The sequence below is a fragment of the Dermacoccus sp. MPR-E5 genome (assembly GCF_058809565.1).
Map to the genome: position 1 here is coordinate 12,523 of NZ_JBXASS010000002.1, position 13,847 is coordinate 26,369.

Annotated in this window: 11 protein-coding genes; 7 read left to right on the plus strand and 4 right to left on the minus strand. The window is 69.8% G+C overall.

Features of this window, described 5'->3' with window-relative positions; all coding sequences use genetic code 11:
- Positions 1-140 precede the first annotated feature (140 nt).
- Positions 141-551, plus strand: coding sequence for an aspartate 1-decarboxylase (panD, locus tag AC1RS9_RS01300; protein WP_006947480.1), 411 nt, complete (start codon positions 141-143; stop codon positions 549-551).
- A gap of 211 nt (positions 552-762) precedes the next feature.
- Here the strand turns inward: panD and AC1RS9_RS01305 are convergent, their stop codons facing one another.
- Both AC1RS9_RS01305 and AC1RS9_RS01310 read right to left on the minus strand, forming a co-directional pair.
- Complete coding sequence (locus AC1RS9_RS01305) at positions 763-1,905, minus strand: type IV toxin-antitoxin system AbiEi family antitoxin domain-containing protein (RefSeq protein ID WP_006947436.1); 1,143 nt, start codon at positions 1,903-1,905, stop codon at positions 763-765.
- Between the two features lie 293 nt (positions 1,906-2,198).
- Positions 2,199-2,924: a VIT1/CCC1 transporter family protein gene (locus tag AC1RS9_RS01310; RefSeq protein WP_040015153.1), complete on the minus strand. Its 726-nt coding sequence runs from the start codon at positions 2,922-2,924 to the stop codon at positions 2,199-2,201.
- 212 nt (positions 2,925-3,136) lie between these two features.
- Here AC1RS9_RS01310 and typA point away from each other — a divergent pair, with 212 nt between their 5' ends.
- The 5 genes from typA to AC1RS9_RS01335 all read left to right on the plus strand — a co-directional run bounded on the left by typA (position 3,137) and on the right by AC1RS9_RS01335 (position 8,672).
- Positions 3,137-5,050 carry a translational GTPase TypA gene (typA, locus tag AC1RS9_RS01315; RefSeq protein WP_040015152.1) on the plus strand — a complete coding sequence of 638 codons (1,914 nt, stop codon included), beginning with the start codon at positions 3,137-3,139 and terminating at the stop codon, positions 5,048-5,050.
- A gap of 82 nt (positions 5,051-5,132) precedes the next feature.
- Positions 5,133-5,333, plus strand: coding sequence for a hypothetical protein (locus tag AC1RS9_RS01320; RefSeq protein ID WP_473957380.1), 201 nt, complete (start codon positions 5,133-5,135; stop codon positions 5,331-5,333).
- A 70-nt stretch (positions 5,334-5,403) separates the two neighbouring features.
- Positions 5,404-6,333 (plus strand): PIG-L family deacetylase, encoded by a 930-nt coding sequence (locus AC1RS9_RS01325; protein WP_006947409.1) that lies wholly within the window; start codon positions 5,404-5,406, stop codon positions 6,331-6,333.
- The gene (locus AC1RS9_RS01330; RefSeq protein ID WP_473957378.1) at positions 6,330-6,833 is read left to right on the plus strand and encodes a flavin reductase family protein; all 504 of its coding nucleotides are present in this window, start codon (positions 6,330-6,332) and stop codon (positions 6,831-6,833) included. The genes AC1RS9_RS01325 and AC1RS9_RS01330 overlap by 4 nt, the downstream gene beginning before the upstream one ends.
- An 87-nt stretch (positions 6,834-6,920) precedes the next feature.
- Positions 6,921-8,672, plus strand: a complete 1,752-nt coding sequence (locus tag AC1RS9_RS01335; protein WP_473957376.1) for a VanW family protein — start codon at positions 6,921-6,923, stop codon at positions 8,670-8,672.
- A gap of 16 nt (positions 8,673-8,688) precedes the next feature.
- On the opposite strand, the gene AC1RS9_RS01340 is transcribed toward AC1RS9_RS01335, so the two are convergent.
- Positions 8,689-9,645: an alpha/beta fold hydrolase gene (locus tag AC1RS9_RS01340; protein WP_074040384.1), complete on the minus strand. Its 957-nt coding sequence runs from the start codon at positions 9,643-9,645 to the stop codon at positions 8,689-8,691.
- An 87-nt stretch (positions 9,646-9,732) separates the two neighbouring features.
- On the opposite strand from AC1RS9_RS01340, the gene AC1RS9_RS01345 reads away from it, so the two are divergent.
- Positions 9,733-12,669: an FAD-binding and (Fe-S)-binding domain-containing protein gene (locus tag AC1RS9_RS01345; RefSeq protein ID WP_473957373.1), complete on the plus strand. Its 2,937-nt coding sequence runs from the start codon at positions 9,733-9,735 to the stop codon at positions 12,667-12,669.
- 134 nt (positions 12,670-12,803) lie between these two features.
- Here the strand turns inward: AC1RS9_RS01345 and AC1RS9_RS01350 are convergent, their stop codons facing one another.
- Positions 12,804-13,823, minus strand: a complete 1,020-nt coding sequence (locus AC1RS9_RS01350) for a GNAT family N-acetyltransferase (RefSeq protein WP_074040385.1) — start codon at positions 13,821-13,823, stop codon at positions 12,804-12,806.
- Positions 13,824-13,847: the final 24 nt, after the last annotated feature.

Consider the following 13,847-nt stretch of genomic DNA (forward strand, 5'->3'; position numbering starts at 1 on the left):
GCGAGTCCGTAGGCCTCCGCCTCTGGGGTGACCTGCCGAGACGTCGGTGATCGCCTGCCGCCGGGTGGCGGTCCTCCGCTTCCTGGGGGACGACGCCTCGTGGACGTACGCTTGAGGCCGTTTTCGAGGAGGAGGCCCTCATGCTGCGCACCCTGATGCGAGCCAAGATTCACCGCGCGACCGTCACGCACGCCGACCTGCACTACGTCGGCTCGTGCACCATCTCGTCCGACCTCATGGAGGCCGCCGACCTCGTCGAGGGCGAGCAGATCGACATCGTCGACGTCGACAACGGCCACCGACTCACTACCTACGTCATCGCCGGCCCTGCGGGTGAGGGGCGCATCGGCATCAACGGTGCCGCCGCTCACCTCGTCGGGGTGGGGGACACCGTCATCCTCATCGCGTACGGAATGTTCGGTCCCGACGAGGTCGCGACGCACGAGCCGCGTGTCGTGTTCGTCGACGGCGACAACCGTATCGTCGAACGCGGCACCGACCCCGCCCACGCGCCCGAGGGCTCCGGTCTCGTCGACCCGCGCGACGGCTGAAGCCCCCGCGGCCGGTGCACAGGCCCGACGCTGACGTGCGGCCGGCGGGCCGGCGGATCAGCTGCTCGACTTTTGTGCATCTGCACGAGGAATGTGCCGCACATTCCTCGTGCAGATGCACATTTCTCGTGCAGCTGGGCTCTCGTGGCGCGGTGAGGCGGGTGGCCCGCTCGTTCAACGGCGCGGCGGGTGCCCGCCCGAGGTCGCTCGTTCAGGAGGCTCGTGCCGCAAGCGCGACGGCCTCGCGCACGAGTGACCTCACGCGCTCGTGGTGGTCGAGGTCGCGGTAGAGCACGCGGACGACGTGGTAGCCGAGTCGCTGCAGGGCGACCTCGCGGAGCTTCTCGCGGCGCAGCGCTTCGCGGTCGGTGTACTTGAGCAGCCCGTCGACCTCGACGATGACGTTCGTCCCCGCCACGAGGAAGTCGGCGCGCGCCACGAACCGTCCGTGCGCGTCGTACACCTCGAACTGCGGGATGACGGTGTACCCCAACGTCGCCAGCACCCAGCGGGCCCGTGATTCCGCAGCCGACTCGGTTCGCGGATCCGCGAACCGTGCCACCGTTCGTGCCTGATGAGCGCCCGCGCGAGTTCCGAAGGCGTCCGCCGCGGCGACGAGGGCATCGGCGTCGAGGCCCAGACGGCGAGCTGCGTCGGCGACGACGAGACCGTCGGGGATGCCGTGGTGGGCCGCGATGTCGATGCCGACTTGGGCCAGGCCCTGCACGGGCCGCGCGATGCCGGCGAGGGGGACGTCGGCCGGCCCGGCGCCCCACGGCCGACGCATCGCCAGGCCGGGGCGGGTGCTGGGTCCGTACGGGCGACGGGACATCTCGACCGTGGTCGGCATGGTGAGCACCGGCAGCTGGTGGGCCAGCGCGGCCGTCACACCGGTGAGGTAGCTGCCGGGAATGGCCTCGAGCAGTGCGACCGCCCGCCGCAGGTGATCCTCACGGGCTGCCTGCCAGGGGTCGTCTGGCCCATCTGTGCGCGTGACGCCGCCGGCCATGCCGGGCGCGGGCTGTACGGCGTAGAGACCCTGACCGAGGCGGGTCAGCACACCCGCCTGCCCCCAGCGTCGCAACTGCGAATCGGTGACGCCCGCGCCCAGGGCCTGCGCCCGCGTGAAATGCCCCAGCCGTGACAGTGCGAGGAGCACGTCGGGAATCGTCACGCCGGGGGCGCTCGCGTCGGAGGCGGCCGCACCACGGGCGTTCGGTGAGGGGTCGGTATCGGGGTCGACCGGGTGGTGGACGCTCGCGGCGGTGTCGTTCGGAGTGAAGGCCCGAGCGCCCTGAGGGGCGGTGTCGGAGCGGACCGCGCCGCCGGCGCTCGCGCGGGGGATCGTCGTCATGAGCCCAGCCTGGTCGAGAATGAGGCCCGGCCGCTGAGGCCCTGTGGACAACTCGTCACATCGACGCGGACGGCGCAGCACCTCGTGTCCTGATGGAACTCCCCGCGGGGAGCCAGCCATTCACTGAACCAAACCCAGCTGCGCGAGAAATACGCATCTGCGCGAGGAATGTGCGTCACATTCCTCGCGCAGATGCGCAAAAGTCGAGCAGCTGCAGCGTCAGCCGGGCAGATGCGGACACCCGGGCAGACCCACCGGTCGTACAGGTCAGACAGCCGCTCAGGTCAGACAGCTCAGGCGACGCCCGTGCCGACGAGCGAACCGACGCCGAAGGTGATGGCCATGGCGAGTACGCCGCCACCGACGTTGCGGGCGACGGCGCGTCCACGCTTCGCCCCGCCGATGCGGGCGCTGACGAAGCCGGTGATCGCGAGCGCGATGACGACGGCGACAACCGTCACCGGCACCCTGAGCGACGGCGACGGCAGCAGGATCGCGAGTAGCGGGATGAGAGCACCGAGGGCGAACGACACGAACGACGCACCGGCGGCCGTCCACGGGTTCGCGAGGTCGTCGGGGTCGAGGTTGAGTTCGGCGTCGGCGTGCGCACGCAGCGCGTCCTTCTCGGTGAGCTGGACGGCGACCTCGCGAGCGAGGGGTTCGTCGAGACCCTTGTCGACGTAGATCTGCGTGAGTTCGGCGAGTTCCTCGTCGGGCATCGTGGCGAGCTCGAGCTTCTCCTTGGCAAGGAGCGCCTTCTCGCTGTCGAGCTGCGTCGAGACGGAGACGTACTCGCCGACGGCCATCGACAGTGCACCAGAGACGATGCCCGCGACACCCGCGATGATGATGGGGGTGCGCTCAGCCGTCGCTCCGGCGACACCCATGACGAGGCCGGCGACGGAGACGATGCCGTCGTTGGCTCCGAGAACGCCGGCGCGCAGCCAGTTGAGCTTCGCGGCATGCCCGGCATCGTGGGCCTCGCCGCTGTGGGGAGTCGTGGTCGTCATGACGCGCATCGTGCGCGATCGACGATGCGAGCGCCACGTAGGTGAGGCTTCGATGAGTCCGGTCACGTTGGCTTCGGCTCGGCCCGTACCCCGAGGGCGCGGCCTTGCGGCCGGTCGAACCATCAGGTGCGTCCATCATCCGCACCCCGAGGGCGCGGCCTTGCGGACCCTCGGATGGACCGCGTCCCCGGCAGGTCGAAAACCCTGCGACAATGGCAAGCATGGCTTTGAAGTCTCGTAACGACGTTCGCAACGTCGCCATTGTCGCCCACGTCGACCACGGCAAGACCACCCTCGTCGACAAGATGCTCTGGCAGGCCGGCGTGTTCGCCGAGCGCGCCACCGTCGAGACCACCGGAGAGCGAGTCATGGACTCCGGTGACCTCGAGCGTGAGAAGGGAATCACGATCCTCGCGAAGAACACCGCGATCCACTACGCGGGCCCCGCCGCGAAGGAGGTCGCGGGCCTCGACGACGGTGAGTTCGTCACGATCAACATCATCGACACCCCCGGTCACGCCGACTTCGGTGGTGAGGTCGAGCGCGGTCTGTCGATGGTCGACGGTGTCGTCCTGCTCGTCGACGCCTCCGAGGGTCCGCTGCCGCAGACGCGCTTCGTGCTGCGCAAGGCCCTCGACGCGAAGATGCCCGTCATCCTGTGCATCAACAAGGTCGACCGTCCCGACAGCCGCATCGCCGAGGTCATCGACGAGGTCTACGAACTGTTCATGGATCTCGACGCGGACGAGGACCAGATCGAGTTCCCGATCGTCTACGCGTCGGCGAAGAACGGCATCGCCTCGACCGTGCGTCCCGACGACGGTGGCCTGCCCGAGGGTGACTCCGTCGAGCCGCTGTTCAAGACGATTCTCGAGACGATCCCCGCCCCGACGTACGAGGAGGGCACGCCGCTGCAGGCGCACGTGACGAACCTCGACTCGGACAACTTCCTCGGCCGACTCGCGCTGCTGCGCGTGTTCAACGGTGAGATCGCCAAGGGCCAGCAGGTGACGTGGTGCAAGGCCGACGGCACGCAGCAGAAGGTGAAGATCACCGAACTGCTCATGACGGAGGGCCTCGAGCGCAAGCCGTCCGAGAAGGCCGCGGGCCCCGGCGACATCATCGCCGTCGCCGGCATCCCCGACATCACGATCGGCGAGACCCTCGCCGACGCCGAGAACCCGGAGCCGCTGCCGCTCATCACGGTCGACGAGCCCGCGATCTCGATGACGATCGGAACGAACACCTCGCCGCTCGTCGGCAAGGAGCGCGGCACGAAGGTGACCGCGCGTCTCGTCAAGGACCGCCTCGACAAGGAGCTCATCGGCAACGTGTCGCTGCGCGTCCTGCCGACCGAGCGTCCCGACGCCTGGGAGGTGCAGGGCCGCGGTGAGCTGGCGCTCGCCATCCTCGTCGAGCAGATGCGCCGCGAGGGCTTCGAGCTGACCGTCGGCAAGCCGCAGGTCGTCACGCGTGAGATCGACGGCAAGCTGCACGAGCCGTTCGAGCGCCTGACGGTCGACACGCCCGAGGAGTACCTCGGCGCCATCACGCAGCTGCTCGCTGCCCGCAAGGGCCGCATGGAGCAGATGACGAACCACGGCACCGGTTGGATCCGCATGGAGTTCGTTGTCCCCGCGCGTGGCCTCATCGGCTTCCGCACCGAGTTCCTCACCGAGACGCGCGGCACGGGTATCGCGCACTCGACGTCCGAGGGCTACGAGCCGTGGGCGGGCACCATCACGACGCGCGTCGCCGGGTCGCTCGTCGCCGACCGCACGGGCCCCGTCACGTCGTACGCGATGGTCAACCTGCAGGAGCGCGGCACGCTGTTCGTCGAGCCGGGCACCGAGGTGTACGAGGGCATGATCGTCGGCGAGAACAGCCGCGCCGACGACATGGACGTCAACATCACCAAGGAGAAGAAGCTGACGAACGTTCGCGCGTCGTCCGCCGACAACTTCGAGAAGGTCATCCCGCCGCGTCAGCTCTCCCTCGAGCAGAGCCTCGAGTTCTGCCGTGAGGACGAGTGCTGCGAGGTCACCCCGACGGCCGTGCGCATCCGCAAGGTCGTGCTCAATGCCGGTGAGCGCGCGCGCACCGCGTCGCGTGTTCGCAACGCGAACAAGAGCTGACCTGATCAGCTGATGATCGACGAACGGCCGGCCACTCTCGAACGAGGGTGGCCGGCCGTTTCGCGTGCGGCAGAGTGGGGCCATGAAGAAGAACCGGGAGGGCGTCTGGATCGTTCAGCACGACGAGACGCCCCACAACACCGTCCTCGGGGTGTTCGCGACGGCCGAGGAGGCGGCAGAGTACGCCGACGCGGTGCATGTGAACTACGCCGATGGCGTCATCACCATGGCGTTTCCGATCGGGTTCCGGTTCGAGGACGGGGCGGCGCGCTACCGCCGCTGAGCCTTCGACCCCAGGCATGCAGCCACTGCGCTCTTTGCGTTTCGGCGCGTGGAGGACGAAGGTTGACCTCATGGCTCGGCTTCTCTTCGCGCATGCGCATCCTGATGACGAATCGCTGTGGACGGGTGTGACGATGGCGCATCACGTCGCGCGGGGTGACGAGGTGCACGTGCTCACGTGCACGCTGGGGGAGGAGGGCGAGGTCATCCCTGACGACCTCAAACACCTCGAACTGCCCGCCGGCTCAGCGCGTCCCGACGACGTCGCGGACGAGCTCGCTCCGGTGCGTCGCGAGGAACTGCGCCGCGCGATGACGGCGATGGGGGTGACGTCGTCGGTCGTCCTCGGTGACGACGCCTTCCGCGCCCTCGCGAACCGCCCTGAGGCGCGCACGTACCGCGATTCGGGCATGGCAGGCACGCCGTCGGCATCCCACCCCCGGGCGTTCACGGGCGCCGACATCGAGGCCGTCGCTGCCGACGTCGCCGCGTACGTCGACGCGCTCGCGCCCGACGTCGTCGTCACGTATGACGAGCAGGGCGGCTACGGCCATCCCGACCACATCCGCGCACACGAGGTGACGGTCGCCGCGCTCGCCGCATCGACCGCGCGTCCGAGGCTGTTCATCACCCTGACGCCGCAGTCGTGGGCACAGGAGGACCGCGCCTGGCTGCACGCGATGTGCTCGCCCGAGTTCCTCCGGGAGACGGGCTTCGTCGTCCCCGAGCGCGGCGACGCCTACCCGCCGTCCGTCGTGCCCGACGACGAGGTGACGCACGCGGTCGTCGATGACGCGGCCGTCAGCCTCCAGATCAAGGCGCTGCGCGAGCACCGCACGCAGGTCAGCGTCGCCGACGAGGTCTACGCGCTCTCCAACGACGTCGCCGCACGTCTTTCAGGACGTGAGGGGTTCACCGAGTACGACGCCCGCGCTCGCCGCCGCATCGTCGGCGCCGAGAACGCCACGCCGAGCGCGACCCGCCCGGAGCTGATCGCATGACCTCCCACCACGAACCGGTCGACCCCGACCACTACCGCAAGGCCATCGGCCGTCTCGCGACGGGCGTCAGCGTCGTGACCACGCGCGTCGGCGACATCGACCACGCCATGACGATCAACTCGTTGACGAGCGTCTCGCTCGACCCTGTTCTCATGCTCATCAGCGTCGAACGCGAGGCCCGCTTCTTCGAGGCGGTCATGGAGCGCGGCGAATGGGCGGTCTCCGTGCTCGGTGCCAGTGCGAAGCCGATCGCGTCGTGGCTCGCGACGCGCGGGCGTCCGCTGCACGGCCAGCTCGACCGCGTGCCGCACCACCGCGGTGACGCGACGGGCCTCGCCCTCGTCGACGACGCCCTCGCGGAGTTCGAGTGCCGCACGGTCTCGACCCTCGACGCGGGCGACCACACGATCGTCGTCGGTGAGGTGCTGACGCTCGCCGTCGGCGACGCTCCCGAGGACGCCCTCACGTATTACCGGGGCGCATTCGGCCGGTTGCGCTGACGCGTCGCTCGTGCCCAGATCGTCGGACGCCGCCGTTCGTGGTGCAATGGTGCGACCCGTGGCGCGGGGCTTTCGCGGGTTCGAGACATGCAGGAGGTCACCGTGGCGGACGACGAGCAGGTGCAGGCGACGCAGCCGGACGGCACGCGTCGGCGCAGGCATCTGGCCTGGTTCGGGGGCGCCGGTGTGCTCGCCGTGGCGGCGATCGGCTACGTCGGGGCCTGCTACCACTACAAGGACACGATCGCGGGCGGTACGACCGTCGCGGGCCGCAGCATCGGCGGGATGACGATGGAACAGGCCTCGCGTCAGGTCTCCGGCCTGCCGGGCCCGGGGGCGCAGCAGCAGGCCACCGTCACGGCCGACGGGCAGAAGTTCGCGTTCGAGCCGTCCAGCGCCTGGAAGCCGGACGTGGCGCGCACGCTCGACGGCGTCACCGGGTTCAGCCTGTCGCCTACCCGCCTCATCCATCACATCAGCGGTGACGGCGGCGCCGTCACGCCGCGGTACACGGTCGACGAAGCGGCGCTGGCGCGTCTCGTCAAAAGCTCGGCGGGCACCTCGATCAAGGGCGCGCCCACGCAGGGCAAGGTGAAGTTCATCACCGGTGAGGTCGTCGTCGTCAAGGGCGCGCCGGGCAAGAGCGTCGACGAGAAGGCGGTCGCGAAGGACGTCGCTGAGCACTGGCCGGGCACCACGGCCTACACCACGAAGCTCGTCGACAAGCAGGCCGACGCGACGCAGGACGCCGTCACCGCGTTCGCGGCGGGCGATGCGAAGAAGGCGATGTCCGAGCCGCTGCAGGTCAAGGCCAATGGCGAGACCGTGACGATGAAACCCTCCGATGTCTCCGAGGTCATCTCCTCCGACACGGACGCGCACGGACAGCCCTCCATCAAGGTCGACGCGGACGCACTGCTCGCCCACGTCCTCGAGCGCAGCACCGACATGCAGAACGACATCGCGACGGACGCGAAGGTCGTGTGGAAAGACGGGAAGCCGAGCGTGCAGCCGGGCAAGGCCGGCCAGCAGATCGACGCCTCGAAGGTGCAGTCGGTCGTCGCGGCAGCACTGACGGGCAACCACGTCGCGAACCTGCCCATGAAGCCGATGCAGCCGCAGGTGACCGAGAAGGACATCGACGTCTCGTCGCTGCCCACCACATCGATGGCGCACTTCGAGTCCAAGTTGCCCGGCGGCGCCGAGAACGCCGCGCGCACCCACAACATCGAGACGGCGCTCGCGACGCTCAACGGGATGGTGGTCAGACCCGGTGAGCAGTTCTCACTGTTGCGTGCCCTGGGGTACTCGTTGACGAAGGAGAAGGGCTACGTCGAGGCGGGCACGCTGCAGGGCGGCATCCACGTCGACGGCATGGGCGGCGGCGTCTCCCAGGTCTCGACGGTGCTCTACAACACGGCGTTCTTCGCGGGCGTGCAGCTCGACGAGCACACCCCGCACGACGTCTACATCGATCGCTACCCGATGGGTCGTGAGGCAACCCTGTGGAACCCCGGCGTCGACAACACGTGGACGAACGACACCGGCCACCTCATCCTCATCAAGGCGGGCACGAGCGGCAACAAGGTCGTCATGGACTTCTACGGCACACGCCAGTACGACGTGTCGACGAAGACGGGGCCGAAGACCGACGTGGTGCAGCCGAAGCAACGCACCGTGAAGGACGTCAAGGGGTGCGAGAACTCCGTCGGAAACGGCACGCCAGGCTTCCAGGTCGACGTGTGGCGCACCCTCAAGAAGGGCTCGAACGTGGTGCGCACCGACAAGATCCACACGAAGTACCAACCCGACGACATCATCACCTGCGTCGGCTCGTGATGTCGGCGCGCCGGTCTTACAGGCCCGCGTGCTCGATGACGAGGTCGGCGACGTCGCCGGCGTGCGAGCGCACGGCCCAGTGCCCGGCGTCGAGAGGCCGCACGCGGGCCGTCGCGGCGTAGGCTGCGCCGTACGTAGCGATGGGTTCGCGGACGTAGCGGTCCTTCGTCGGCACGACGATCTGAGTCGGCACGTCGGTGCGACGAGGCCCGGAGGTCGCGTCCGCGCTGGAGCCGTGCCGACGCAGCCCCATGTTGGCGCGGTACAGCTCGAGGCCGTCGAGCATGTCGCGGCGCTCGCGCTCGGCGCCGTCGCCGCGCTGCAACAGCCGCCCGAACGCGCCGCTGCGGATGGCGAGTTCCGGAAGCAGCGGGGTCTGGAAGAACGCGATGTACGTCGACGACGCGGCCTGCTGCGCGAGGAGCAGACGATCGTGGGTCGAACCACGGGCCATCGCGTGCATCCAGCGCGACGCATGATCGAGACATGGGCCCGAGATCGTCGTGAAGCTGCTGACGCAGGAGGCCGCGCCGTCGTCCGTCACGGCCTGCCAGGCCTGGATCGAACCCCAGTCGTGGGCGAGCAGATGGACCTCATGCCCGTTCTCGGCGGCTGCGGTGACGGCCCGATCGACGTCGCGGCGCAACTTGTCGAGGGCGTAGCCGTCGCGTGACGGCGGCGCGTCGGAACGGCCCGACCCGCGGGTGTCGTAGGTGAGGACGTCGGCGCGCGGGATGAGGTGGGGGATCATCGCGTCCCAGACCCGCTGGTCGTCAGGGTAGCCGTGCACCGCGATGACGACGGGACGCTTCGGCGTGCGGCCGGTCGGCATGCCTTCGTCAGACGAGTCGCCAGCCGACGATTCGTCAGCCGACGAGACGGCGAGTCGGTGCCACGTCGCGGCGAGCGTCAGGCCGTCATCGGTGGTCAGGGAGGTCTGTTCGACAGTAGCTTCGTGCGTCGCGGTCGTCATGACGCCACTGTGCCGTACCAACCCGGGGCCTGTCTTGATCTGCGACGCTGCCCGACGCGCCCAGGGGCGGCGCGGCACAATGAACGCGTGAGTACGCCGAGCATCCCGTTCACGCCCGCCGCCGACGTCACGGCGCATGCCGCCACGATCGACGTCGGGCGCATCGCGCACGAGCTGCGTCATCACGAGGTCACCGACGTCCTCGTCAGCGGTGTCGAGCGTGCCGCGTACTCGAGCGACGCGAGCCTGTACCGCGTGCTGCCGCGCGCGATCGTGCGTCCGCGCCACACCGATGACGTGCTCGAGACCCTCGCCGTCGCGCGCAGTCTGGGCGTGCCGATCACCGCACGCGGCGCGGGCACGTCATGCGCCGGCAACGCCGTCGGGCCCGGCATCGTCATGGATTTCAGCACGCACATGAACAAGGTGCTCGACCTCGACGTCGCGAACCGGCGCGCCGTCGTCGAACCCGGCGCGGTGCATCAGAGCCTGCAGCGCGCGGTACTGCCGCACGGGGTGCGCTTCGGGCCGGACCCGTCGTCGCACACGCGATGCACGATCGGCGGGATGATCGGCAACAACGCGTGCGGGTCGCGGGCGTTCGCGTATGGCAAGACGAGCGACAACCTGCTCTCGCTCGAGATGGCGACGGCCGGGGGCGAGCTCGTGCGCCTCGATCACGGGGCGTCGCGCGACGCGCTGACCGCCGCGCACCCCTACCTCGGGCGCCTCGACGACCTCGTCGGCGCGAACCTCGCGACGATCCGGCAGGAGTTCGGGCGCTTCGATCGTCAGGTCTCCGGCTACGCGATGGAGACGCTGCTGCCGGAACGCGGGTTCGACGTCACACGCTTCATGGCCGGCACCGAGGGCACGCTCGGGGTGCTGACGGAGGCCACTGTCGGGCTCGTGACGGAACCGGCGTTCCGCATCCTCGTCGTCCTCGGCTACGACGACATGCCGGCCGCCGGTGACGCCGCGCCGCTCGTGCGTCAGTTCACGCCGACGGCGTGCGAGGGCATCGACCGGCGGCTCGTCGACGTCCTCATCGCGCGACGCGGCGCGCAGGCCGTCCCGGCGCTGCCGAAGGGGTCGGGGTGGCTGCTCGTCGAGATCGCCGGCGACGATCGCGACGAGGTGCTCGCGCGCGCCGAGGCGTGTCTCGTCGGCTGCGGGGCGATCGACGGGCGCGTCGTGCTCGACGCCGCGGAGACGAGTGCGCTGTGGAAGGTGCGTGAGGACGGCGCCGGCCTTGCGGGGCGCTCGCCGAAGGACCTGCCCGCGTGGCCCGGCTGGGAGGACGCCGCCGTCCCGCCCGAAAAGCTTGGCACGTACCTGCGTGACTTCGACGCGTTGCTCGACACTTACGACCTCTCCGGGTTGCCGTATGGACACTTCGGCGACGGGTGCCTGCACATCCGCATCGACTTTCCGCTCAGCGCGCCGGGCGGCACGCAGGTGCTGCACGAATTCCTCGACGAGTCGGCGCAGCTCGTGGCGCGCTACGGCGGGTCGATGTCCGGTGAGCACGGCGACGGGCGCGCCCGCAGCGAGTACCTCAGCTCGATGTACTCGTCGCAGGCGCTCGCGTTGTTCGCCGGCGTCAAGGAGATCTTCGACCCGACGAACCTGCTCAACCCGGGCGTCCTCGTCGATCCCGCGCCGGCGGCGGCCGACGTCCGCATGGCGCACGTACCGCCACTGACGAAGGACCTCGCACTCGCGTACGCGCATGACGGCGGCGACTTCGCGCGCGCCGTCCACCGCTGCACCGGCATCGGCAAGTGCCGCGCGAGCACGATCGGGACGACGAACGTCATGTGCCCGAGCTACGCGGCGACCGGTGACGAGAAGGACTCGACGCGCGGACGCGCGCGGCTGCTGCAGGAGATGGTGCAGGGCGGGCTCTCCGGCGGTTTCGTCAACGACGGTTGGCGCTCGCCGGAGGTGCACGAGGCGCTCGATCTGTGCCTGTCGTGCAAGGGCTGCACATCGGACTGCCCGACGGGTATCGACATGCCCGCGTTCAAGTCGGAGGTGTTGCATCAGACGTACAAGGGGCGCGTGCGTCCGCGCTCTCACTACGCGTTGGGGCAGCTTCCGCGCTGGGTTCGGTTGGGACACAAGGCGTCCGGCGTGTTCAACCTGGCGCTCGCGGTGACGGGCAAGGTGCCGGTGCTCAAGAAGCTCGCCGGCGTCGATCCGCGACGCTCGGTGCCGTCATTGGCGCGTGAGTCGTTCCGTGACTGGTGCCGCACGAACGATGTCGGGTTCTTCGAGGACGCCGACCGTCGTGGCGTGGTGCCGGAGAACGCCGTCGTCATCATGGTCGACACGTTCACCGACCATTTCTCGCCCGAGGTCGGTCAGGCCGCGGTTCGTGTGCTGCGGCGCGCAGGCTGGGAACCGTTCGTCGTAGAACGCGCCGGCTGTTGCGGTCTGACGTGGATCTCCACGGGCCAGCTCGACGGGGCGAAGAAGCAACTGCGCGGGTTGATCGGCGACCTCGCGCCCGTCGCGCGTCGTCACGTGCCCGTCATCGGGCTCGAACCGTCGTGCACGGCCGTGCTGCGCGGTGACGCCGCCGAGCTACTGCCCGGCGACGAGGACGCCGCGCTGGTGGCGCGCTCGACGTCGACGCTCGCGGAGTTCCTCGCCGGTGACGACCGGTGGACGGCGCCCGACCTGTCCGGTGTCGACGTGGTCGCGCAGCCGCACTGTCACCACCACGGCGTCATGGGGTGGTCACCCGATGCGGCGCTGTTGCGCGACGCCGGCGCCAACTTGCAGCAACTCGGCGGATGCTGCGGCCTCGCAGGCAACTTCGGCGTCGAGCAGGGGCACTACGAGGTGAGCGTCAAGGTCGCCGAACAACAGCTGCTGCCGGCGATGGACGCCAAGCCCGACGCTGCGCTGCTCGCCGATGGGTTCTCGTGCCGCACCCAGATCGCCGACCTCACCGAACGTCGCGGCATCCACCTCGCGCAGTTGCTCGACGACGCTCAAGGTGGTCAGGGCGTCTGAGCCCTGAGTGCAGGCAGGGGGTCAACGGCGTCTCTCGAGGCATCGCCCTGCCTGCGCGCGTGGATCTCTGACCGGATTCGCGTCGTGCGCGACGCGTTTCCGGGCGATGATCGCGGAGGCCGGTGCCTCGGTGGTCAGTTCGGCTGGAGGTAGACGTACCTGTGGTGCGTCGTGAAGCCGAGCGATTCGTACAGAGCGATGGCCGGTGCGTTGTCGGCGGCGACCTGCAGGTACATCGACGAGGCGTCGGCGCGGAGCGCTTCGTCGGCGCAGGCGCGCAGGAGTTGTCGTGCGAGGCCCTGACGGCGGGCGTCGGGGCGGGTGGCGAGGGCGAACACTCCGGCCCATCCCGGCGACAGCGCCAGGCGAGCGTGGGCGACGGCTCCCGAGGGCGCGCCCGCCGCACCGGAGGTGATGCCGTCCGTGTCAACGGGCGGCGTGAGCGCGAGGAAGACCTGCTTCTCGGAGCCCTCCAGGACGCGCCGGGCGTCGCTCTCGTGCGTGCGGGCCCGGTCATCGGCGAGCGACCACCACGCGTCGTCGAGGGCGGGGGAGACGTTCGTGCGCATCGAGCTGGTCGACGTGCGCCGCGCAGCCGCAGCGACGTCGGCGCTCGCGGCCGTCATGACACGTACCGGGCGGAGCGCCTCCCAGCCGAGAGTGGTGGCCTCCTGGACGAGGGGGTCGTCGTCGGCCGAGAAGCCGGGTGAGAGAGGCACCTGGATCAGGGGCGGCAGCGCTCGAGCGTCGTACCAGCGTCGAACGGTGGCAAGCGAGTCGGCCGTCGACGGGCCGGGTTCGCCGAGGACGAGAGCCGAGTTGGCACGCCCGGTGTAACCGCCGGCAGCCCGCAGCATCCAGCGTCCGAACCACTCACGTTCGTGGGGCGGCCAGCCGTCCGTCATGAGCTCTTCGAGATCCTCGACGGAGACCGCGCGATGCGGCGCGCCACGCCGGCCGGGGCGTGGGCCGAGCGCCTTCGCCGTCACGATGTGCGTGATGGCGACGCGCACCTCGCCGCGCCGGGTGTCGACGACGACATGGCCAACGTCGACGGAGCGGACGGTGCCGACGATGTCCGTCAGGGTCGCGTTCGCGTCGAGCGTGCCTGCGGCGGCGGCGATCTCGCCGGCTGTCAGCCGCCGGCGAATCATGACCCGTGCGCCCTCTCGCAGGGT